Source organism: Actinomadura sp. NPDC000929, from assembly GCF_040492065.1.
Taxonomy (GTDB): domain Bacteria; phylum Actinomycetota; class Actinomycetes; order Streptosporangiales; family Streptosporangiaceae; genus Spirillospora; species Spirillospora verrucosospora.
This window is the reverse complement of sequence record NZ_JBEUPA010000040.1, coordinates 25613-47078: the sequence shown is the minus strand read 5'-3', so window position 1 is coordinate 47078 and position 21466 is coordinate 25613. Positions and strand designations below refer to the sequence as shown.

19 protein-coding genes, 1 tRNA gene and 1 pseudogene are annotated in these 21466 nt (G+C 73.0%); 17 read left to right on the top strand and 4 right to left on the bottom strand.

Going from position 1 to position 21466, the window contains the following annotated elements:
- The first annotated feature begins 85 nt into the window (after window positions 1-85).
- Entirely contained in the window at window positions 86-802 is a 717-nt protein-coding gene (locus ABWI04_RS17210; RefSeq protein ID WP_353833018.1) for a response regulator, read from the top strand.
- Window positions 799-1908 (top strand): sensor histidine kinase, encoded by a 1110-nt coding sequence (locus ABWI04_RS17205; protein WP_345171652.1) that lies wholly within the window; start codon window positions 799-801, stop codon window positions 1906-1908. The genes ABWI04_RS17210 and ABWI04_RS17205 overlap by 4 nt, the downstream gene beginning before the upstream one ends.
- Window positions 1909-2273: 365 nt before the next feature.
- Here ABWI04_RS17205 and ABWI04_RS17200 read toward each other — a convergent pair whose 3' ends face one another.
- The gene (locus ABWI04_RS17200) at window positions 2274-2627 is read right to left on the bottom strand and encodes a hypothetical protein (protein WP_345171650.1); all 354 of its coding nucleotides are present in this window, start codon (window positions 2625-2627) and stop codon (window positions 2274-2276) included.
- A 220-nt stretch (window positions 2628-2847) separates the two neighbouring features.
- Between ABWI04_RS17200 and ABWI04_RS17195 the strand changes: the two genes are divergently transcribed.
- The 3 genes and pseudogenes from ABWI04_RS17195 to mptB all read left to right on the top strand — a co-directional run.
- Window positions 2848-3183: an STAS domain-containing protein gene (locus tag ABWI04_RS17195; RefSeq protein WP_179831569.1), complete on the top strand. Its 336-nt coding sequence runs from the start codon at window positions 2848-2850 to the stop codon at window positions 3181-3183.
- A 139-nt stretch (window positions 3184-3322) separates the two neighbouring features.
- Complete coding sequence (locus ABWI04_RS17190; protein WP_345171647.1) at window positions 3323-4054, top strand: glycosyltransferase family 2 protein; 732 nt, start codon at window positions 3323-3325, stop codon at window positions 4052-4054.
- Window positions 4051-4887, top strand: a pseudogene (gene mptB / locus ABWI04_RS17185) (polyprenol phosphomannose-dependent alpha 1,6 mannosyltransferase MptB); the annotation flags it as partial. The gene ABWI04_RS17190 and the pseudogene mptB, both read left to right, overlap by 4 nt.
- 529 nt (window positions 4888-5416) lie before the next feature.
- On the opposite strand, the gene ABWI04_RS17180 reads toward mptB, so the two are convergent.
- Entirely contained in the window at window positions 5417-7657 is a 2241-nt protein-coding gene (locus ABWI04_RS17180) for a hypothetical protein (RefSeq protein WP_345171645.1), read from the bottom strand.
- A gap of 54 nt (window positions 7658-7711) precedes the next feature.
- On the opposite strand from ABWI04_RS17180, the gene ABWI04_RS17175 reads away from it, so the two are divergent.
- The 9 genes from ABWI04_RS17175 (at window position 7712) to ABWI04_RS17135 (ending at window position 16757) form a co-directional block, all read left to right on the top strand.
- The gene (locus ABWI04_RS17175) at window positions 7712-9043 is read left to right on the top strand and encodes a glycosyltransferase 87 family protein (RefSeq protein ID WP_353833017.1); all 1332 of its coding nucleotides are present in this window, start codon (window positions 7712-7714) and stop codon (window positions 9041-9043) included.
- Window positions 9043-9501: a DUF4446 family protein gene (locus ABWI04_RS17170; RefSeq protein WP_345171835.1), complete on the top strand. Its 459-nt coding sequence runs from the start codon at window positions 9043-9045 to the stop codon at window positions 9499-9501. Before ABWI04_RS17175 ends, ABWI04_RS17170 begins: the two co-directional genes overlap by 1 nt.
- A 110-nt stretch (window positions 9502-9611) precedes the next feature.
- Window positions 9612-10550, top strand: a complete 939-nt coding sequence (gene pheA, locus ABWI04_RS17165; RefSeq protein WP_353833016.1) for a prephenate dehydratase — start codon at window positions 9612-9614, stop codon at window positions 10548-10550.
- Between the two features lie 71 nt (window positions 10551-10621).
- Window positions 10622-11263: a DsbA family oxidoreductase gene (locus ABWI04_RS17160; RefSeq protein ID WP_353833015.1), complete on the top strand. Its 642-nt coding sequence runs from the start codon at window positions 10622-10624 to the stop codon at window positions 11261-11263.
- Window positions 11264-11379: 116 nt separating this feature from the next.
- On the top strand, window positions 11380-12486 hold the full coding sequence (locus tag ABWI04_RS17155; RefSeq protein ID WP_353833014.1) for a hypothetical protein: 1107 nt from the start codon (window positions 11380-11382) through the stop codon (window positions 12484-12486).
- An 87-nt stretch (window positions 12487-12573) separates the two neighbouring features.
- Entirely contained in the window at window positions 12574-13638 is a 1065-nt protein-coding gene (locus ABWI04_RS17150) for a hypothetical protein (protein ID WP_353833013.1), read from the top strand.
- Between the two features lie 15 nt (window positions 13639-13653).
- Window positions 13654-14460, top strand: coding sequence for a class I SAM-dependent methyltransferase (locus ABWI04_RS17145; protein WP_353833012.1), 807 nt, complete (start codon window positions 13654-13656; stop codon window positions 14458-14460).
- Window positions 14461-14560: 100 nt separating this feature from the next.
- The gene (serS, locus tag ABWI04_RS17140) at window positions 14561-15820 is read left to right on the top strand and encodes a serine--tRNA ligase (protein WP_353833011.1); all 1260 of its coding nucleotides are present in this window, start codon (window positions 14561-14563) and stop codon (window positions 15818-15820) included.
- Window positions 15821-15953: 133 nt separating this feature from the next.
- Entirely contained in the window at window positions 15954-16757 is an 804-nt protein-coding gene (locus ABWI04_RS17135; protein ID WP_345171629.1) for a Cof-type HAD-IIB family hydrolase, read from the top strand.
- A gap of 42 nt (window positions 16758-16799) precedes the next feature.
- On the opposite strand, the gene ABWI04_RS17130 is transcribed toward ABWI04_RS17135, so the two are convergent.
- Both ABWI04_RS17130 and ABWI04_RS17125 read right to left on the bottom strand, forming a co-directional pair.
- Window positions 16800-17339, bottom strand: coding sequence for a bacterial proteasome activator family protein (locus tag ABWI04_RS17130; RefSeq protein ID WP_345171627.1), 540 nt, complete (start codon window positions 17337-17339; stop codon window positions 16800-16802).
- 13 nt (window positions 17340-17352) lie between these two features.
- A complete protein-coding gene (locus tag ABWI04_RS17125; protein WP_353833010.1) occupies window positions 17353-18309 on the bottom strand; it encodes an NAD(P)H-quinone oxidoreductase in 957 nt (318 codons plus the stop codon).
- Window positions 18310-18481: 172 nt separating this feature from the next.
- Between ABWI04_RS17125 and ABWI04_RS17120 the strand changes: the two genes are divergently transcribed.
- The 3 genes from ABWI04_RS17120 (at window position 18482) to ABWI04_RS17110 (ending at window position 21387) form a co-directional block, all read left to right on the top strand.
- Entirely contained in the window at window positions 18482-20830 is a 2349-nt protein-coding gene (locus tag ABWI04_RS17120; protein ID WP_353833009.1) for a MinD/ParA family ATP-binding protein, read from the top strand.
- Window positions 20831-20851: 21 nt separating this feature from the next.
- Entirely contained in the window at window positions 20852-21220 is a 369-nt protein-coding gene (locus ABWI04_RS17115; RefSeq protein ID WP_345171621.1) for a cupin domain-containing protein, read from the top strand.
- A 78-nt stretch (window positions 21221-21298) separates the two neighbouring features.
- Window positions 21299-21387: transfer RNA gene (locus ABWI04_RS17110), tRNA-Ser, on the top strand.
- Window positions 21388-21466: the final 79 nt, after the last annotated feature.

The window sequence follows — 21466 nt, the reverse complement described above, 5'->3', positions numbered from 1 at the left end:
GCCGCCCAGGTGAAAGCATGATCGACTCCTTACGGGGTGGTGACGTGCCGGACGGGTCCCGCGGCGGGGGCCCTAACTTTGAGGGGTGAACAGCGCCCCCCATGCCGGACGCGTCCTGGTGGTCGACGACGACCCGACGGTCGCCGAGGTCGTCGCCCGCTACCTGGCCCGCGACGGACACGAGGTCGTGTGCGTCGCCGACGGCCGGACCGCCCTGCGCAGAGCCCTCGACGAGCCCCCGGACCTCGTCGTCCTCGACCTCATGCTGCCCGGGATGGACGGCCTGGAGGTGTGCCGGCGGCTCCGCGAGACCTCGACCGTCCCGATCGTGATGCTGACGGCGCTCGGCACGGAGACCGACCGGCTCGTCGGGTTGGAGACCGGCGCCGACGACTACGTGACGAAGCCGTTCAGCCCCCGCGAGCTGGCGCTGCGCGTCCGCTCGGTGCTGCGGCGGGCGCGGGGCGCCCTCGTCCCGACCGGCCCGTCCGGCCCGCTCCGCGACGGCGGCCTCGTCGTGGACGTCGGCGCGCACGAGGCGGAACTGCGCGGCGAGCGGCTCGCGCTCACCTCCCGCGAGTTCGACCTGCTGGCGTTCCTGCTGCGCCATCCGCGGCAGGCCTTCACCCGCGACGAGCTGCTCGAACGTGTCTGGGACTGGACGTTCGGCGACTCCTCCACGGTGACCGTCCACGTCCGGCGGCTGCGCGAGAAGATCGAGGACGACCCGACCGCGCCGCGCCGCATCGTCACCGTGTGGGGCGTCGGCTACCGCTACGAGCCCGCGGAGACCGGCCGATGATCCCGTTCGAGGACCTGCTCTGGGTGGTCTTCTACGCGGCGCTGGCCGCGTTCGCCGTCGCGGCGGTCGCCCTCGCCGCGCTGCACGCGCTGCGCGCCCGCTCGGTCGCCACGCAGCTGGTCGTCGTCGGCGCCGCCACGGTGCTGGCGACCATCTCCGGCATCCTCGTGATCTCGTTCATGATGCTGCTGAACGACCACGACCGCTCGGTGGTGCTCGCCGTCGTGACCTCCGCCGGACTGGTCGCGATGGCGGTGTCGGTCCTGCTCGGCCGCCGTCTGGTGGCCGCGAACCGGACCCTGGTCGAGGCCGTCCGCGCGGACCGCTTCCGTCCCCCCTCGGCGCACCTCCCGGCCGAACTGGCGGAGCTGTCCCGCGAGCTGGAGGCCGCCTACGACCGGCTGGCCGCCGCGCACGAGCGCGAGAAGGCCCTGGAGGCGAGCCGCCGCGAGCTGGTCGCCTGGGTGAGCCACGACCTGCGCACCCCGCTGGCCGGGCTCCGTGCGATGGCCGAGGCCCTGGAGGACGAGGTCGTCGCCGACGAGGAGACGACCCGCCGCTACCACGGCCGCATCCGCGTCGAGGTGGAACGGCTCACCGAGATGGTGGACGACCTGTTCGAGCTGTCCCGCATCCACGCGGGCGCCCTGCGCCTGTCCCGCGAGCGCGTCGGCCTCGCGGACCTGGTCGCCGAGGCGGTCGCCGGCACCGAGGCGCTGGCCCGCGCCAAGGGCGTCCGGCTGCGCGGCGAGGTCCGGGAGGGGCTGCCCGTCCAGGTGGACGCGGGAGAGCTCGGCCGTGCGCTGCGCAACCTCGTCGTGAACGCGATCCGGCACACCCCGGGCGACGGCGCGGTGGAGATCACCGGCGAGGTCCGCGGCGGCGAGGCCCGGGTGACGGTGGCCGACGCCTGCGGCGGCATCCCGGAAGGCGACCTGCCGCGCGTGTTCGACGTCGCGTTCCGCGGCGAGGCGGCCCGGACCCCGGGCGGCGGCGCCGGCCTCGGCCTCGCCATCGCCCGCGGCATCGTCGAGGCCCACGCGGGCGAGATCGGCGTCGCCAACACCGGCCCCGGCTGCCGCTTCGAAGTCCGCCTTCCGTGTTAGCTTGCTTTTATCTTCTCCTTCGGGCGCTGAGCGCCCTCCATCGTCGATAAAAGCGGGCGATCGCTGGCATCGCTTCGTCTCGCCTTGCGGCTCGCTGCGCGATCAGATTCTTGCTTCGCTCGAATCTGCCTTTGGACGCGATCGCGACTTCTCAGGTTGTTGGGTGGTTGCTCCCAAGGTCGCGGTTGGCGTAGTAGACGGCATTTGTCGCTGTCGGCTCTCCGCCGCCCTAACACTCGGGGCGATTGCTCGCTTCGCTTCGCTTTGGCTCGCCTTGCGGGATCAGGTTCTTGGTTCGCTGGGGACTGCCTTTGGGTGCGATCGCAAGCATTGAGGTGTTGCGTGGGTTCGCGCGTCCGGGTGGGTCAGGGGTCCAGGGCCTCGGTGACGGTGCGGTAGGTGGCGCAGGGCCAGCGGGACATGCAGGCGCGGCAGCGGCGGATGGGGCGGTCGGGGTCGCTGGTGATGCCGCCGGCCTCCTGCGGGCGGTGCAGGTCGACCAGGCGCAGGGTGAGGTCGGCGAAGGCGATGACCTCCTCGCGGGCGCCGGCGAGGAAGGCGAGGTCCTCGCGGGACAGACGCGTCCGGACCGGGACGAAGCCGTCCTTGTTCACCAGGCGGAACAGGACCTGGGTGGACGTTCGCCACGTGCTGGACTTCGCCGCCCGCGCCCGGATCGTCTCCAGGCGCTCGCGCAGTCGACCATGCCGCTGTTGCACCCGTTCAGGTTCCCCTACTCCGGACGATCGTGCGGGAAGAACCCGCGATATCGGCGGACCGGATCGGCGCCTCGGAACGCTGAAATCGTTACATTACGGTGCGTAGTACTCAAAGCGTGCGGGACTGGCAAGGCGGCGACACGCCCCGGAAACACCCACGGCGCAGGGGACTTGGCGAACCGCCTGGCTCCCGGGCCGTTCGCGAGATAGTGTGCCGGACGTGGAGCTAAACGTCTCGACCGCGTCTCAGGGGGGTCACGCCGTTGTCACGGCGACCGGTGAGCTCGACCTGTACACCGCGCCACGGTTGCAGGCGGCCCTCGCGGGCCTGCTGCGCGACCAGGCCGACCACATCGTGGTCGACATGAGCGGCGTGGAGTTCTGCGACTCGACGGGCATGAACGTGCTGCTCTCGGCCATGAAGCGGCTGAAGGAGCAGGGCGGCGCGCTGGAACTGGCCGCGCCGCGCCCCGCCGTGAAGCGGATCCTGCAGGTGACCGGGCTCGACACCGTCTTCACCGTGACGGAGGCGGCGCCGGTCCTGGACGCCGGCTGACCTTTCCGGCCCGTCGTCCTCGACCGCCGGCGCCGCGGGTGAACCCCGCGGGTCGCCGACCTGTCCGGCGGGTAATGGCTTGGTCCGTTACCTCGTGCCCTGCGGCACCGCGCGCCCGTCCCCGACTACGATCGCGGTTATGCAGGACGTAGCGGTATGCATCCCGGCCAAGGACGAAGCCGACCGCATCGCGGCCACGGTCAAGGCCGCCCAGGAGCTTCCCGGGGCCGACCTGGTCGTGGTGATCGACGACGGCTCCTCCGACGGCACCGGGCGGGTGGCCCGCGAGGCCGGGGCACGGGTCGTGCGGCACAGCCGGAACCGGGGCAAGGGCGCCGCGATGGAGAGCGGGGCCGAGGCCGTCCGGCTGCTGGACGAGGGCCGCGACCAGCCCCGCCACCTGCTGTTCCTGGACGCCGACCTCGCCGAGACCGCGCGCGAGGCCGCGCCGCTGGTCGAGCCGGTCAGGTCCGGTGAGGCCGACATGACGATCGCCGTGTTCACCACGACCGTGAAGCTCGGCGGGCACGGGTTCGTGGTCCGGCTGTCGCGCGACGGGATCCGCCGCGCCACCGGCTGGGAGGCCACCGCGCCCCTGAACGGGCAGCGCTGCCTGACCCGCGCCGCGTTCGACGCCGCGCTCCCGCTCGCCGCCGGGTTCGGGGTCGAGACCGCGCTCACCATCGACCTGCTGCGTGCCGGGTTCCGGGTGACGGAGGTGGAGGTGCCGCTCGCGCACCGCGCCACCGGCACCGACTGGCGCTCCCAGATGCACCGCGCCCGGCAGTTCCGGGACGTGGCGCGAGCGCTCGCCGCGCGCGAACCGGCGGTGGCCAGAGGGCTCGACCGCCTGCGCGGCAGCCGCCCGTGACCCGTCTCGGCACGGGCGGGCTGTGGGGAATCGGAGCCGGCGTCGCCTGCTTCGCCGCCACCGCGCTGCTCGGGCCGTCGGTGTTCGAGCCGGAGCTGGAGGGTCCGCGCTCGGAGCCGCCGTACGCGCTGGACGTCCACCCGTCGCCGTACCTGGTGATCGGCCTCGTCGTCGCGGGGATCGTCGTGAGCGCGCTGGGGCTCGGCCTGTGCTTCGCCGCCGTCCGCAGGGGCTGGCGCGTGCGGGCCCTGCCGCTGGTCGCCGCGGGCCTGCTGGCGGCGGTCGCGTTCATGTTCATGCCGCCGGTCGGGTCCACCGACCACCTGAACTACGCCTCCTACGGGCGGATGGCCGCGACGGGGCACGACCCGTACCGCACGAGCGCCGTCGACCTGCCGAAGGACCCGGTCGCCGGGGCGCCCGAGGAGTGGCGGACGACGCCGTCGGTGTACGGGCCGGTCGCCACGGGCGGGCAGGCGTTCGCCGCGTGGATCGGCAGCGGATCGGTGCGGCTGACCGTCTTCGTCCTGTCGGTGCTGAACGTGCTCGCGTTCGCGGTGACGGCCCTCGTCCTCTACCGGATGTCCCGGACGGAGGAGCGGCGGCTCCGCACGGCGCTGCTGTGGACGTGCAACCCGCTCGTGCTGTTCCACCTGGTGGCGGGGGCGCACAACGACGTCCTCGCGATCGCGCCGATGGTGGCCGCGCTCGCCGTCTTCGGCGGCGCGGCCGCGGGCCGGGCGGGCTGGGCGCGCTCCCTGGCGGCCGGGGCGCTCGCCGGGCTCGGGACGGCGATCAAGCTGCCCGCCGCGCTCGTCGCCGGAGGGCCCGCCTGGGTTCTGCTGCGCCGCACCCGGACGGAACGCCGCACGTGGCCGATCGGCCATCTGGCCGCGCTGCTCGGCGGGGCCGCGGCCGTCACGGCGCTGTCCTACGCCCTCGCCGGGCCGCACGCCCTCGACCAGGTCCGCGAGGCCAGCAACATGGTCTCCTTCGCGACCCCCTGGCACCTGCTGGACGAGTCGCTCGGCCGCGGCTCGCAGCGCGAGGTCATCAAGCTGGGCGCGATGCTGCTCGGCCTGGCGCTGCTCGTGCTGCTCGCCCGGGCCCTGCCCAGGGAGGACCCCCTCGTCCCCGGCGGGGAGGAGCGCCGCGTCGCCGCCGCGATCGCCCTCGCGTGGCTCCTGGCCGCGCCCTACGCGCTGCCCTGGTACGACGGGTTCGGGTGGGCGCTGCTGGCGCTGCTGCCCTGGACGCGGATCGACTGGATCCTGCTCGCCCACACCACCGCGCTCAGCCTCGCCTACCTGCCGGCCCGCGCGCCCGCCCGCATCCGGCTGCCGGACGACCTGGAGTGGCTGTTCACCGTCGTTCGGCCGACCGTGGTCCCGTGGACGCTTCTGGCGATCCTGACGGCTCTGGTGGCGGCGTGTCTGCGTTCCTCAGGTCGAGCTCCAGCGCCCGGAGCCCCGCGGCGAGCATCAGCGGGGTCGCCAGGCTGAACGCCACCGACAGGATCACCACGCCCGAGTCGTTCACCAGCGTGCCGATGACGCCGACCGCGAGCGCGCAGATCACCGCCGGGCGCATCGTGAGGCTCTTCTCGTAGGCCCCCTGCAGCAGCGACACCCGCCACCGCGTGGGCCGCGCCAGGACGAAGAACAGGAAGACGACGGCGGCGGCCAGCGCGAGCGTGTACGGCCAGTACCCGAGGCTGTTCAGCATCGCGTCGAACTTGCGGGTGACGACGTCCCACGCGTCCCCGGCCACGAGGTCCTGCCAGAACCGGCCGAGATGGGTCGGGTTGGCCGACTGGGCGTTGACGTAGGAGATGGCCAGCACGAGGACCATGCCGGCCAGAAAGAACAGGCCGAGCTTGAGCGCCGATATGCGCTTGCCCGCGACCATCAGGCCGAGCATCGCGAACGCCGGGACGATCGCCAGCACGCCGCCGAAGTCGCTGCCGAACGCGGGCAGGCCGTCCACCGCGACCGTGAACGCGCCGATCACCGCCACGATCGCGACGGCGAGCGCCCGGTTGCCCCGGCGCAGCGGGTACTCCGTCAGCCACGCCGCCGTCAGGATCGCGGCGACGGCGAACAGCGAGAACGCCTGGTTGCCGAAGCCGTAGAACCGTCCGGCGACGAGGGCGGTGTAGCCCATCAGCGTGTTGAGCTGGAGGGAGGAGCCCGTCATCACGTCCAGCGCGAGGACGAGCGCCGTCACCCCCGTGATCACCAGGCCGGGGACGACGGTGGAGCGGCGCCACGGCCCGGCGAGCGCCACGCCCGTCAGCAGCCCGGCGAAGCCCAGCACGGTGCAGATCAGGACGGGCGTCGGGTGCTCGGCCCGCCACCACGGCAGCAGCCCGGCGAGGAAGGACGCGCCGGGCGCCGCGCCGCCGAGCAGCGCCGTCACCCGGGTGCCGCCGAGGATCCGCGCCCGCGAGCGGCGGTCGCCGCCGAGGCGCCGCAGCGCGACCACCGCGATCCCGTACAGGACGAGCTGCACCGCGAACAGCACCCAGTAGAACGACGTCTGGACGGCCCGGATCGCCTGCGCCGCGACGTCCTCGTCCATGAGCGCGTCGACCCGCTCGTGCGTGGACGACGTGGACGGCTGCGACCGCCACGCGGACCCGACGGCCTCCTTGGGCTGCTTCACCCCGAGCAGCTTCATCGTCGTCGCGGTGAGGTCGGTCAGCGTGACCAGCCCGTCCTGGCGGGTGGCGCTGGAGGTCATGTAGCCGGGCCCGTAGGCGGGGCCCTTGGCGACGGCCACACGCAGGTGCGGGTTGACGCCGGTGTCGGACAGGCCCGCGACCAGGACGGTCGTCCCCTCGGGGAGCCCCGCCACGACCTGCGCGACCCGGCGGTCGGCGGCCTTCGCGGCGGCGGCGCGGACCTCGTCCGACAGCGGGACCTGGTCGCCGTGCGGGTCGACGCCCGCGGTGATGTAGGCGCGGAAGAGGTCGTCGACGTCGACCGCGGCGAGGGGGCAGCGCGCCCAGTCGGCGGCGGTGGCCTTGTCGGGCGAGGCGACGTACCGGTCGACCCGGCCGGCGCCGTCGGCGGCGCCGAACACCGCGCCGGGCCCGACGGCCGTCGTGCAGCCGCCCGCCCGGTGGACCTCGTCGCCGAGCAGCCCGATCCGCGCGTGGTAGTTGGTGCCGGCGTTGTCGCTCTTGATCGTGGGCCAGCCGGCGGCGACGGCCCCGCCGGCGGGCGGCGGGCCGGCGGGGGAGGCCTGGCCGGGCAGGACCGGCGTGGACGGCAGCGCGCAGTCGCCGTGCGGGAGCCGCGACCGCTGCCCCGCCGACAGCGTCAGCCAGCCGTCGGTCGGGCAGGTGATGACGCGGGTGGTGCGGACGCTGAGGCCCGCGGCGGAGCCCTGCGCGGTCAGCCCCCACAGCGCGGGCGTGTTCTCGCGGGTGACGTCGCTCCACATCAGCGCGGGCACCCCGATGATCACCACGCGGCCGGTGACGGCCCGCTCGGCGGGGGCCGAGGGGGAGGCGTGCGCCGCCGCGGGCCCGAGGACCGCCGCGAGCGCCGCCGCGAGGGCCGCGAGGAACATGGCGATCTTCGTTCCCCGGGACGTCATGGCGTTCAGGTTACAAGAGCCCTACCACCGGGCAGGGGCCATATCCTGCGGGCTGTGGACGGTCTGATGGCGCGGGATGCCCGCGAAACCCCCGGTGAGGCGGCCGGCGACCCCGCCCGGCGGGGCGCCCGCGACCTTCTCGTCCTGCTCGCCGGGATCGCCGTCGCCGTGGTCGCGGCGGCGCCGATCGTCCAACGGTGGCTCGGCAACCAGCCCGACCAGCGGCTCGTCGACCTGGAGGTCTACCGGGAGGGCGGGCTGGCGGTGCTGCGCGGCGCGCCCCTGTACGACTTCCTCACGCAGCCGCCGCAGCTGCTCCCCTTCACCTATCCGCCGATCGCCGCCGCCCTGGCGGTCCCGTTCACGCTCCTGCCGTGGCGCGCGGCGCAGTGGACGTGGACGGTGCTGATCTACCTGTCGCTCGTGGTCGTCGTCTGCTACGCCTTCCGCGACCTCATCCGCCGGACGGGGCGCTGGGCGCCGCTCACCGCGGGCGTCCTGGTCGCGGCGACGGCGTGGCTCGACCCCGTCCGCGACCAGGTCAGGTTCGGGCAGGTCGGGCTGTTCCTGCTGGCCATGTGCCTGGCCGACTGCTGCGCCCGCACCGCGCGCTGGCCGCGCGGCATGCTCGTCGGCCTCGCCCTGGCGATCAAGCTGGTGCCGGGCGTCTTCCTGATCTACTTCCTGGTCACCGGGCGGCGGGACGCGCTGGTCAACGCCGTGCTGACCGCGGTCGTCGCCACGCTGGGCGGGTTCGCGCTGCTGCCGTCCGACTCGTCCGCGTACTGGTTCGGCGCGCTGCTGGAGGGCGGCGACCGGACGGGCGCGGTCGACGGCACCACCAACCAGGCGATCCACGGGATCGTGGCCCGCATCCTGGACGAGGGGCCGGCCCGGACGCTGGTGTGGCTGGCCCTGGCGCTGGTCGTCGCCTGGTTCGGCTTCGGGTGGGCCCGCCGGGCGACGCTCGCCGCGGACGCCGCGACCGGCGCCGACGCCTCCAGCCTCCTGCTCGCCGGGGTCGCGATCGTCGGGCTGCTGTCCGTCGTCCTGTCCCCTGTGGGGTGGATTCATCATCTTGTGTGGATGATCGCGGTACTGGGGGCTTTGGTGGGAGATGGGCGTGACACGCGAAGATGTCTGGTCGCGTGCGCCCTGTGGCTGCTGTTCCTGTTCCCGGTCCCGTGGTGGGCGCGCGGGCTGATCGGCCCGGATCATTCCCCTGTAACGGTTTTCGCGGGCCAGGTGCTGCGCGACTCGTTCGGGCTCGCCGCGCTGGCCTCGATCCTGGTCCTCGGAACATGGCTGGTGAAACGGCTCGATCCGGACAACCACCCCCGAGATCCTTCGCAACGGCAGGTCGGCATGGGTACGCTCGGCGCGTGATGCTCGTCGCAGTGGCCGTCGCCGGCCTGGTCGCCGGGGTTGCGGGGCTCTCCATCGCGGTGGTCGCGCACAACCGGGTCAACCAGGTCGTCGACGAGTGCGGGGAAATGCTGAGGCGCCAGCTCCAGGTCGCGAGCGGCGAGGTGGACGAGCGCGCCCTGCGCGATCTCGCGATCGTGCACTACGACGCGCTCAAGGAGATGTCCGGGCACCGTTCCTTCTCCCTCGCGCTGATCAACGCGGTCGGCGACGGGGTGGTGGTGAGCTCGATCAACGGGCGCACCGAGACGCGGACGTACGCCAAGGCCGTCCAGGGCGGGCACGCCGTCGAGACGCTCTCCCCCGAGGAGAACCAGGCCCTGCGGGCCGCCCGGCTCGGCAAGGGCCCCATCGTCTCGATGGACGACCCGCTGCCCGACTTCGGCAACGGCGCCCGCACCCCCACGGCGCGCGCCTGAGGCGGAGCCCGCCGCGCCTGAGGGGCCCGGGCTCCGGGCGGTAGACTCGGCTTTCTCACCATGCCTCTAGACCGCTGCCGCACAGCCGAAACACGCCCCGGGGGACCCCAGTGACCGCAGACGACAGGCAAGCGCGCTACGCCTACCTGGGTCCGCGGGGCACCTTCACCGAGGCGGCGCTGCTCACCCTCCCCGGCGCCGCCGGGGCCGAGCACATCCCGTACGCCACCGTCCCGGCGGCCCTCGAAGCGCTGCGCCGCGGCGAGGTCGACACCGCCGTCGTCGCGCTGGAGAACTCCGTCGAGGGTTCGGTCCCCACCACGCTGGACGAGCTGGCGACCGGGGAGCCGCTCCAGATCGTCGGCGAGATCCACCTGCCGGTGTCGTTCGCCCTCCTCGTCCGTCCCGGCACAGCGCTGGACGACATCAAGACCGTCGCGTCCCACCCGATCGCGCAGCCGCAGTGCCGCCGCTGGCTCCAGGAGAACGTCCCGGACGCCGAGTGGCGCGCCGCGACCTCCAACGCCGAGGCCGCCCAGCACGTCGCCGACGGCCACTACGACGCCGCGCTCGCCGGCTCGTTCGCCGCCGCCCGCTACGGCCTGTCGGTCCTCGCGGAGGACATCCACGACATCGCCGACGCCGTCACCCGCTTCGTCGTCCTGAGCCGCCCGTGCCCCCCGCCGGCACCCACCGGCATGGACAGGACGACCATCGTCGCGTTCATCGGCGAGGACCACCCGGGCGCCCTGCTGGAGATCCTCACCGAGTTCTCGGTCCGCGGCATCAACCTCACGCTGATCCAGTCCCGCCCGACCGGCGCGGGCCTCGGCTCCTACCTGTTCTGGATGGACTTCGAGGGCCATGTCGCCGACGCCCGCGTCGGCGAGGCCATGATGGGGCTGCGCCGCGTCTGCGCCGACGTCCGCTTCGTCGGCTCCTACACCCGCGCCGACCAGGTCCGTCCCGAGATCCGCCGCGGCACCCACGACGCCGACTTCACCGAGGCCGCCGCCTGGATCACCGGCATCCGCACCGGCCGCGCCTGAGCCCGCGCGCCGGAAATCAACGGCGCCGGGGACGTGTTGGCACGGTAGACCGTCCTGAGAAAGGTGTCTTCGTGCGTATTGAGATCTGGGCCGACGTCGTGTGCCCCTGGTGCTATCTCGGCAAGCGGCATTTCGAGCGCGCCCTGGAGGGTTTCGAGCACCGGGACCAGGTCGAGGTCGTCTACCGCGCGTTCCAGCTCGACCCCTCCTTCCCGCCGGGCGAGACGGTCGACGTGGCCGACATGCTGGCCGAGAAGTACGGCATGACGCGCGACGAGGCCGTCGAGAAGAACCGGGAGATGGAGCAGCGCGCCGCCGCGGCCGGCCTGGAGTACCACCTCGAAGGCCGCCAGGCGGGCAACACCGCCGACGCGCACCGGCTCGTCTACCTCGCGGGTCAGCGCGGCGTGCAGGGCGCGGTCGTGGAGGCCCTGTTCAAGGCCTACTTCACCGACGAGCGCCCGGTGTTCGACCGGGACACCCTCGTGGACGTGGTGGCGGAGGCGGGCCTGGACGCCGCCGAGGCGCGCGACGTGCTCGCGTCCGGCGCGTTCGCCTCGGAGGTGGACGCCGAGCAGCGCGCGGCGCGGGACATCGGCGCGACCGGCGTGCCCTTCTTCGTCATCGACCGCCGCTACGGCGTCTCGGGCGCCCAGCCCGCCGAGACGTTCGCGCAGGTCCTCGACCAGGCGTGGGCGGACGCGCACCAGTAGCGCCCGCCGCCTCCCCGCCGTGACGCAACCGAGATCATCACGGCGCGTCCCGGCGGCAACCGGTTGTCGATCTTGGGCGTCCTCTTCACACCAGTGAACAGTGGAGAGGTCGTTCCGTGCGCCGAATGCTCGCCCTCGTCGCGGCCCTTGCCGTGGCTTCCCCCGTCACCGCGGCCCCCGCACACGCGGCGGCACCCCTGCGGGTGCCCGGTGACCGCGCACCGGCGCCGACGGGCTCGCCGCTGATCGCCGAGCAGCGGCTCAAGACCCGGTTGACGATGAACGTCCCGGACCGCCTGCTCGTCGGTGAACGGGTTCCCGTGACGGGCCGGCTCGAAAGTCAGGACCTCGACGGCACATGGGGCCCGCTCGCGGGCAAACGGCTCGATCTCCGGTTCAACCGGTCGTCGAGCCCGGACTGGAACACGATCGCCGCTCCGGTCACCGACGCCGACGGTTACTACAGCGTCCGGGTCCTGGTGGTCGAGAACGGCGCCTGGGCGATCGATTTCGCGAACGATCCGGTCAACCTGCCGGACGACTACAACAGCTACGAGACGGCGTATGCCCACACCGACGTCCGCCAGGTCACGCACCGGACCTCCATCAGCGGTTTCAACGCGACGCCCGAGCCGGTAGGGCTGGGCGGCACCATGCGGGCGTCCGGCACCGTGATGTTCACGATGGCCGACGGGACGAAGAGACCCGCGGGCGGCGCCACCGTGCGGCTCCAGTTCTCGACCGACGGGAAGGCCTGGAAGGACAAGACCGCGCAGTCGCCGGGCGGTGACGGCCGGTTCGCCGTCGACGTGAAAGCCGAGCGTGACGGCTACTGGCGAGCCAGGGTCCCCGACGACGACGGCTACCTCGTGGTGCCCTCCGTCAGCGGCGCCGACTACGTCGACGTGCGGTACCGGACGTACATCCACCAGTTCAACGCCTCGCCGGAGCCGGTGAGGAAGGGCGCGGCGATCACCGTCAAGGGCCTGCTGTACCGCTACATGCCCGCGGGGAAGCCGGGCCCGGGGGCGCCGGTCTCCATCTACTTCAAGGCCAAGGGGTCGTCCACCTGGACCGGCGTCGCGGTGGTGAGGACGGCGAGCAACGGCTGGTTCGGCAAGAAGTTCAAGGCGTCCAAGGACGGTTACTGGACGGCGGTCTACAAGGGCGGCTCCACGTACATGCGCTCCAACCAGCCGGCCGACTACGTGGACGTGCGCTGACGTGAGGGAAGCGTGATCACCGGCTGTCAACCGCCCGTCAGCGTCGGACGTCAACTCCATACCAGTATTCAGTGGAGAGGTTTCGCCTTGCGTCGCTCATCCGCACTGCTCGCCACCACCGCCCTCACCTCGTCCCTCTTCCTCGTGCCCGGCGCCGCCCACGCCGGCGCGACCGATGTCACGACCCGGGCCGCCTCCCTCACCGTCGACAAGCAGGCCACGGTCATCACCGGTCAGATGCGGCCGGAATCGCCCGTGAGTCCGGGCTCGGTGATGACCGTGCGCGGCAGAGTCCTCCGGCAGGGCACGCGTCCCGAGCCCGTGGAGGGGCTGGAGATCCAGCTCGATGTGCCGCCCGACCTCCTTGAGGCCGGAAGCATCAAGACGACCCGGACGCTCGCGGACGGCACCTTCCGCGCCGCCTTCACCGTCGGGCGGCAGGTCGGGAAGTCGGGCACCGTGACGGCGCGCTTCGAGGGGAACGAGTCCCTCACCGGCAGCCAGGTCGACCTCGGGACGCTGAAGATCCAGAACTACTCCGAGATCGACGGCTTCAACGCCATTCCCGAGCCGCACGCCTACCGCGAACCGATCGTCGCGGACGGGCGACTGTACGTCCGGCCCGGCGACACCGGCGCCACGGACCTGCCGGTGTACCTGGAGTACTCCCTGGACGGCAAGAAGTGGAAGGCCTGGGCGAGCCAGACCCTGGCGCGGCCCGTGTACTTCACTTTCAACGATCCCAAGCTGGTGACGAAGGACGCGTACTGGCGCGTCCGCTACCCGGGCAGCCTCCTGACCATGCCGGCCGTCAGCTCCGTCGACTTCGTCGACGTCAAGTACCGGACGGAGTGGTACGTCTTCAACGCCTCGCCCGAGCCGGTGAGGAAGGGCGGGACCCTCACGGTCAAGGGGCAGCTCTTCCGGTTCCGGGACCTGGCGGGCCCGGCCCCGAACGCGCCCGTGTACGTGTACTTCCGGCGTGCCGGCACCGCGAAGTGGGTCCGGATGGCGGCGACGAAGACCAACGTCTACGGCTGGTTCTCCAAGAAGTTCAAGGCGTCCGCGGACGGCACCTGGAAGGCGGTCTACAAGGAGTCCTCCGGGTACATCGGCTCGACCTCGCCGGCCGACACCGTGGACGTCCGCTGACGTAGGCTGCGGGGCGTGGCGAAGGACTTCGACCTTTACGAGCGGGAGCTGTGGGCCGGGCGGGCCCCCGCGTACGAGCGGGGATTCGCCCACGTCACCCGGTACATGATCGAGCCGCTGCTGGACGTGGCCGGGGTGACCGGCGGGACGCGGCTGCTCGACGTCGGCACGGGGCCCGGGTTCGTCTCGCGGGAGGCGGCGCGGCGCGGCGCGCTGGTGTCGGCCATGGACGCCGAGCCGGGCATGGCGGAGACGGCGCGCCGGAACGTCCCCGGGCTGGACGTGCGGGTCGCCGTCCTGCCCGAGGTCCCGTTCGAGGACGCGGCGTTCGACGCGGTCGCGGGCAACTTCGTCATCAACCACGTGGGCGCCCCCGACGTGGCGCTGGCCCGGCTGCGGCGCGTCCTGCGCGAGGGCGGGCGCCTGGCGATGACCTGCTGGATGATGCCGGGCAGCGGGGCCCTCGCGGTCGTCCGTGAGGCGATCGAGGCGGCGGGCGTGCCGTGGCCGGACGACATCCCCGAGCCGCCGTTCCTGGAGTACGGCGAGCCGGCGGCGTTCGGTCGGCTCGTCGCCGAGGCCGGGTTCGCCGACGTCGCGGTCGAGGAGGTGACCTGGGAGCACGTCGTCGACCCCGAGGAGTGGTGGGAGACGGGCGCGCTGGCCCGGGTCGGCACGAACGGCGTGGTCGTCGGACGGCAGGACGCGCCGACCGTCGCCCGCGTCAAGGCCGCCTACGACGAGATCGTCGCGGACTACGCGGCCGGCGACGGGAAGGTGGCCCTGCCCGCGCACGCGCTGCTGGCCGGCGGCGTCCGCTAGCGGCGGCGGTCGGCGGCCTCCCCCGGCGGCGGCGGCCGGCGGACGCGAACCGCCGATACTCGCGCGCGGACGGGGGCGTCGGGCCGGTAGCCTCGGGTCTGTGATTGACCTGCGAGCTCTTCGAGAGGATCCCGAGCGGCTGCGCGCCTCGCAGCGCGCCCGCGGTGAGGATGACGGCGTCGTTGACCGGCTGCTCGACCTGGACGGGAGGCGCCGCTCCGCGCTGACCTCGTTCGAGCAGCTCAGGGCGGAGCAGAAGAGTTTCGGCAAGTCGGTGTCCAAGGCGCAGGGCGACGAGCGGCAGGCGCTGCTGGCCCGCGCCAAGGAGCTGGCGCAGCAGGTGAAGGAGCGCGAGGCCGAGGCCGACCGCCTCGGCGAGGAGCTCGACGCGCTGCTCAAGGGCGTCCCGAACCTCATCGAGGAGGGCGCCCCGCCCGGCGGCGAGCAGGACTACGTCGTCCTGGAGCACGTCGGCGAGCCGACCGCGTTCGACTTCGAGCCGAAGGACCACCTGGAGCTCGGCGAGAGCCTCGGCGCCATCGACATGGAGCGCGGCGCGAAGGTGTCGGGCGCGCGGTTCTACTACCTGACGGGCGTGGGCGCGCGGCTCCAGTACGCGCTGCTGAACCTCGCCATGGAGCAGGCCGTCGCGAGCGGGTTCGTGCCGATGTACCCGCCGGTCCTGGTGAAGCCGGAGGCGATGGAGGGCACCGGGTTCCTCGGCGCGCACGCCGCCGAGGTCTACCAGCTCCCGCAGGACGAGCTGTACCTGGTCGGCACGTCGGAGGTGCCGCTCGCCGCGTTCCACATGAACGAGATCGTCGACGAGCTGCCGCGCCGGTACGTGGCCTGGTCGTCCTGCTTCCGCCGCGAGGCCGGCTCCTACGGCAAGGACACGCGCGGCATCATCCGCGTCCACCAGTTCGACAAGGTGGAGATGTTCTCCTACTGCGACCCGGCCGACTCCCACGCCGAGCACCTGCGGCTGCTGGAGTGGGAGAAGGAGATGCTCGGCAAGGTCGAGATCCCGTACCGGGTGATCGACGTCGCGGCGGGCGACCTCGGCGCAAGCGCCGCCCGCAAGTACGACTGCGAGGCGTGGGTGCCGACGCAGAACACCTACCGCGAGGTCACCTCGACGTCGAACTGCACCGAGTTCCAGGCGCGGCGCCTGGCGGTGCGGCACCGCGACGCCGACGGCAAGAACCAGCCGGTGGCGACCCTGAACGGGACGCTGGCGACGACGCGCTGGATGGTCGCGATCCTGGAGAACCACCAGCAGGCCGACGGTTCGGTGCGAGTTCCGAAGGCGCTGCAGAAGTTCCTGGGCCTGGAGGTCCTGGAGCCGGTCAAGCGCTGAACGCGCGTGGAGCGGGGCCCGTCCTGACCGGGACGGGCCCCGTTCGCGTCTCCGCAGGCCTTGGGGCGATGCCGGGAGCAGGGCGTGTCAGGGCCCTGGCCTAGGGTGTGTCCCATCTGCCCAGGAAGGTGACATGACTGAGTCCTCGCCGCGTGTGATCGCCACCGACCTCGACGGCACGATCGTGCGCTCCGACGGCACGATCTCCGCCCGGACCGTCGCCGCCCTCGCCCGGGTCGAGCGGGCCGGGGCGATGCTCGTCATGGTCACCGGGCGGCCGCCGCGCTGGATGACGGAGATCGCCGCGGCCGTCGACCACCGCGGCGTCGCGATCTGCGCCAACGGCGCCGTCCTCTACGACCTGCACACCGAGACCGTCCTGCAGGCCAACGAGATCGCGCCGGACGTGCTCGCCGAGGTGATCGGGCGGCTGCGCGGCGTCGTGCCCGAGCTGCGCTTCGCGGTGGAGTACCCGACCGGGTTCGTGTTCGAGGCCAGCTACGACCTCGGCCGGTGGGACGCGGCGGCGCTCGGCGGCCGTCCCGTCGACGACGCCGAGCTGGTCAGCAGGGGCGGGACCAAGCTGCTCGCCTTCCACCCGGCCGCCGACCCCGACGCGCTCTCGGCGAAGGCGGTGCGGGCCGTCGGCGACCTCGTGACCGTGACGCACTCCTCCGGGCGGGGGCTGCTGGAGATGAGCGCGCTCGGCGTCACCAAGGCCAGCGCCCTGGCGGCCCTGTGCACCGAGCACGGCATCACCGCGCGGGACGTCACCGCGTTCGGCGACATGCCCAACGACCTGCCGATGCTGACCTGGGCGGGCACGTCCTACGGGGTCGCGAACGCGCACCCGCTCGTGCTGGCCGCCGTGGCGCACAAGACGTCCCGCAACGACGACGACGGCGTGGCCGAGGTCCTGGAGCGGCTCTTCCCATAGCGCGGCCGCACCCGCTGCGGGGTGCGGCCGGAGTCGTGCGTCCTACAGGTAGGGGCCGGACGAGCGCGGACCGGGCTTCGGCTCCTCCTCGACGCCGGGGGGCATCATTCCCGCGGGCAGGGCGCGCCGCATCTGCTCCAGCTGCGCCCGCGCCGCCATCTGCTGGGCGAACAGCGTCGTCTGGATGCCGTGGAACAGGCCCTCCAGCCAGCCGACGAGCTGCGCCTGCGCGATCCGCAGCTCCGCGTCGCTCGGCACCGTGCCCTCGGTGAACGGCAGCGACAGCCGCTCCAGCTCCGCGACCAGCTCGGGCGCGAGACCGTCCTCCAGCTCCTTGATGGACGACTGGTGGATCTCCCGCAGCCGGGCGCGGCTCGCCTCGTCCAGCGGGGCGGCCTTGACCTCCTCCAGCAGCTGGCGGATCATCCCGCCGATCCGCATGACCTTCGCCGGCTGCTCGACCATCTCGGTCACCGACTTGCCCTCGGACTCGCCCTCGCCGCCGCCCTCGACGGTGATGCCGCCCGGGCCCAGGACGAGCACCTGGGGCTCTTCCGACTGCCTCTTCGAAGCCTCGCTCATAAACTCCACATCCTCACACGGTCAGCAGGATCTTGCCGACGTGACCGCTCTCTTCCATCAGTTCGTGCGCGCGCGACGCTTCGGCCATGGGGATCCGCCGGTCGACGACCGTCCGGATCCGTCCCGACTCCAGGAGCGGCCACACATGCTCCCGGACGCCGGCCACGATCTCCGCCTTCTCGTCCAACGGACGGGCCCGCAAAGTCGTGGCGTGCACCAGCGCCCGCTTGCGCAGCAGCATGCCGATGTCCAGCTCCGCCTTCGCGCCGCCCTGGAGCCCGATCACCATGAGCCGCCCGCCGGTGGCGAGGGCCTCCACGTTGCGGCCGAGGTACTTGGCGCCGATGAGATCGAGGATCACGTCGTAGGGGCCGCTCTCGACGAAGTCGTCCTCGCGGTAGTTCACGGTGACGTCCGCGCCGAGCTCCCGGCACCGTTCCGCCTTCTCCGGGCTGCCGACCGTCGTCACCACGCGCGCCCCGCGCGCCTTGGCGAGCTGGATGGCGAACGTCCCGATGCCGCTGCCGCCGCCGTGGACGAGCAGCGTCTCGCCCTCGCGCAGCCCGGCCAGCATGAACACGTTCGACCACACCGTGCAGGCGACCTCCGGGAGCCCGGCCGCCTCCACGACGTCCACGCCGCGCGGCACGGGCAGCACCTGCGAGGCGGGGACGGCGACCCGTTCGGCGTAGCCGCCGCCGCTGAGCAGCGCGCACACCTCGTCGCCGACCTTCGGCCCGGTCACGCCCTCGCCCAGCCCGGCGATCCGTCCGGACACCTCAAGGCCCGGGTACGGGGGAGCGTCGTCCGGCGGGGGATAGAAGCCCAGGCGCTGCATGACGTCGGCGCGGTTGACGGCGCTCGCCGCCACGTCGATCAGCACCTCGCCCGGTCCCGGCGCCGGATCCGGCACCGGAGTCCATTCGAGGACGTCGGCTTCGCCCGGTTCGCGAATCACGATCGCATGCATACCGGTCACGCTACCGGGCGGGTCCAAGACGCCCCCGGCCCCCGGGCCCGGCCCCGGCAAGGCCGATCTACGCGCGGGATGCCCGGTATTGACGCACCGGTATCCTGCGTGGGGGTCTTTTTGCCCGCCTGCACCGTGTGGATCATCAGAGGCGTGCCCGAGGGGGAAAACGGTGGCGAGGAACGAGCACGACGGGCGCTCCCTGGAGGAGCGACTGGCCTCTCTGGACGCGATGAGCGGCGACGCGGCGGGCCCGTCCCCCGCCCCCGAGGGCGCGCCGCCCCCCGCCCAGGAGCCCGAGGAGCAGGACGCGCAGCCCGCCCCCGCCGAGCCCGCCGCCCTGAACGACGAGCCCTGGCTCGCGGCGCCCCCCGCCTTCCAGGAGTCCCCCGAGAACTTCGGCCCGCCGCAGCCGGCGCCCTACGAGGGCGGCCCTATGCCGCAGCCCTTCGACGGCGGAATGCTCCCGCCCCCGTACGCGACGGGCGGCTACCAGTCCCAGCCGTCCCCTTACGACACCAACGGCAACGCGGCCCCGCCCCTCGACCAGCTGCCGCCGTACCCGGCCGACCAGTTCGGCCGCCAGGACGCGCCCGGCCAGGCGTACCAGCCCGTCGACCCCGCCACGGGCCAGCCCTACCCGCAGGACACCGACGACTCGGGCCGCCCGTACGTCCCCCTCGACCCGGCCACGGGCCTCCCCCTCGCCCCCGAGCCGAGTGCGGAGGGGCAGCAGTTCCCGCCCGTCGACCCGAGCACCGGTCAGCCGTTCCAGCCGGGCCCGCCCGCTCCCGGCCAGCCCTACCCGCCTGACCCGAGCATGCAGGACCCCATCCTGTTCGGCCCGAACGCGGAAGGCCAGCAGTTCCCCCCGACGGACCCGAACGCCGGGCAGCCGTTCGCACCTGACCCGAACGCGGGCGGTCAGCCGTACCCGCCGGTCGACCCGAACGCGGGGCACTCGTTCGCGCCTGACCCCAACGTCGGCGGGCAGTCCTTCCCCTTCCCCCAGGTGGACCCCACCGCCGCTGGTCAGCCGTTCCTGCCTGACCCCAACGCGGGCGGCCAGCAGTTCCCGCCGATGGACCCGAACGCCGGGCAGCCGTTCGCGCCTGACCCGAACGCCGGGCAGCCGTACCCGCCGATGGACCCCAACGCCGCGGGTCAGCCGTACCCGCCGATGGACCCGAATGCCGCGGGTCAGCAGTTCCCGCAGGTCGACCCGAACGCGGGGCAGCCGTTCGCGCCTGACCCGAACGCCGGGCAGCCGTACCCGCCGATGGACCCCAACGCCGCTGGTCAGCCGTTCCCGCCGGGCCCGCCCGCGCCGGGCCAGCCGTATCCCCCGATGGATCCCGCCACCGGCCAGCCCTACGCGCCCGACCCGAACGCCGGGCAGCCGTACCCGCCCGTCGACCCGAACACCGGCCGGCCCTACGGGCCTCCCGTCGACCCGGCCACCGGGCAGCCGTACCCGCCGCAGGGCTACGGGTATCCGGCCGGGCCCCCGCAGGGGGAGGGGCAGTACCCGCAGGCGCCCGGACAGATGACGGGGCCGGGCCACCCCGCCCAGCAGCAGCCGCAGAGCGCCGACAGCCTCAGCTCCGAGAACCTGCTCGGCGAGCGCCGCATCGCGCCCTCGTCCGGCTGGCGGCGCGCGGTCTACAAGGCGACCGCGGGCAGCATCCACCCGGGCGAGTCGCAGGGCGACCTGCGCCGCAAGGACCTGATCGGGCGGGCGCGCACCGCCGTGGCGGGCGGCCACCACCGGGTGGCCGTCATGTCGCTGAAGGGCGGCGTCGGCAAGACGACCACGACCACCGGCCTCGGCTCGATGCTGGGGTCGCTGCGCGGCGACCGCGTCATCGCGGTGGACGCGAACCCCGACCGCGGGACGCTGTCGGACAAGGTCAGGCTGGAGACCGCCGCGACCGTCCGCGACCTGCTCAACAACCGCGACCAGATCCACCGGTACGCCGACGTCCGCGCGTTCACCTCGCAGAACGAGGCGCGCCTGGAGATCCTCGCGTCCGACCGCGACCCGGCGGTCAGCGAGGCGTTCAGCGCCGAGGACTACGCGGCCGTCGCCGTCGTCCTGGAGCAGTACTACTCGGTCTGCATCACCGACTGCGGCACCGGGCTGCTGCACTCGGCGATGGCGGGCGTGCTGAGCCTGGCCGACCAGCTCGTCCTGGTCAGCTCCCCTTCGGTGGACGGCGCCCGGTCCGCGAGCGCCACCCTCGACTGGCTGGAGGCGCACGACCACGGCCACCTGGTCCGCAACGGCGTCGTCGTCCTGTCGATGGTCCGCAACCGCACCCGCAGCCAGGTCGACCTGGACAAGCTCCAGGCCCACTTCGAGAGCCGCTGCCGCGCCGTCGTCCGCATCCCCTACGACGACCACCTGGAGGAGGGCGCCGAGGTCGAGCTGGAGCAGCTCGCCCCCGGGACCCGCGAGGCCTACCTGACGCTCGCCGCCGTGGTGGGCGACGGCTTCGCCTTCCAGCGCCCGCAGCTCTGACCTGGACTACCGTTGCCATCTGTGACGGACGACGACGGTGTGTACGTGGGGAAGGCGGCGCCGGACGCGGCCGCCGACCGCGGGTGGCTGCTCGGGCACTTCAAGGCGCCCGGCGACCTGCGGCACAGCGCCGAGGTCGAGATCAAGTGGGGCGTGCACCCCAAGGGCGAGCGCCGCGCCGCGTGGACGGACGGCGAGAAGCGCACCGCCCTGCTCGTGCTGATCAGCGGCCGCTTCCGGCTGGAGTTCCCCGGCCGCGACGTCGTCCTCGCCGAGCAGGGCGACTACGTCGTGTGGGGACGCGGCGTCGACCACTCGTGGGAGGCCGAGGAGGAGTCGGTGGTGCTCACGGTGCGCTGGCCGTCCATCCCCGGCTACCGCGTCCCCTGAGCGCGGTCGCCATATGCGGTCGAACGCAACCGCCCCCGCCCGCTATCGTGGGCGATGACCGCCGCGAGGCGGTCACCTGGAGAGTTCGCATAGTGGACTAGTGCAGGCGCCTTGAAAGCGCCCAGGGCTGGGGACAGTCCTCGTGGGTTCGAATCCCACACTCTCCGCTCACAGGCCGGGAACCCCCGCTGCGACTCGGGATGCTCTCGTGGTGAAATCGTCCGACTCGGGCGGAAGGGTTCGTTA

Coding starts and splice junctions, on each gene's coding strand:
- ABWI04_RS17170 (WP_345171835.1), top strand. CDS start 9,043: ATGCTCGTCGCAGTGGCCGTCGCCGGCCTGGTCGCCGGGGTTGCGGGG.
- ABWI04_RS17190 (WP_345171647.1), top strand. CDS start 3,323: ATGCAGGACGTAGCGGTATGCATCCCGGCCAAGGACGAAGCCGACCGC.
- ABWI04_RS17125 (WP_353833010.1), bottom strand. CDS start 18,309: ATGCATGCGATCGTGATTCGCGAACCGGGCGAAGCCGACGTCCTCGAA.
- ABWI04_RS17180 (WP_345171645.1), bottom strand. CDS start 7,657: ATGACGTCCCGGGGAACGAAGATCGCCATGTTCCTCGCGGCCCTCGCG.
- ABWI04_RS17130 (WP_345171627.1), bottom strand. CDS start 17,339: ATGAGCGAGGCTTCGAAGAGGCAGTCGGAAGAGCCCCAGGTGCTCGTC.
- ABWI04_RS17135 (WP_345171629.1), top strand. CDS start 15,954: ATGACTGAGTCCTCGCCGCGTGTGATCGCCACCGACCTCGACGGCACG.
- ABWI04_RS17205 (WP_345171652.1), top strand. CDS start 799: ATGATCCCGTTCGAGGACCTGCTCTGGGTGGTCTTCTACGCGGCGCTG.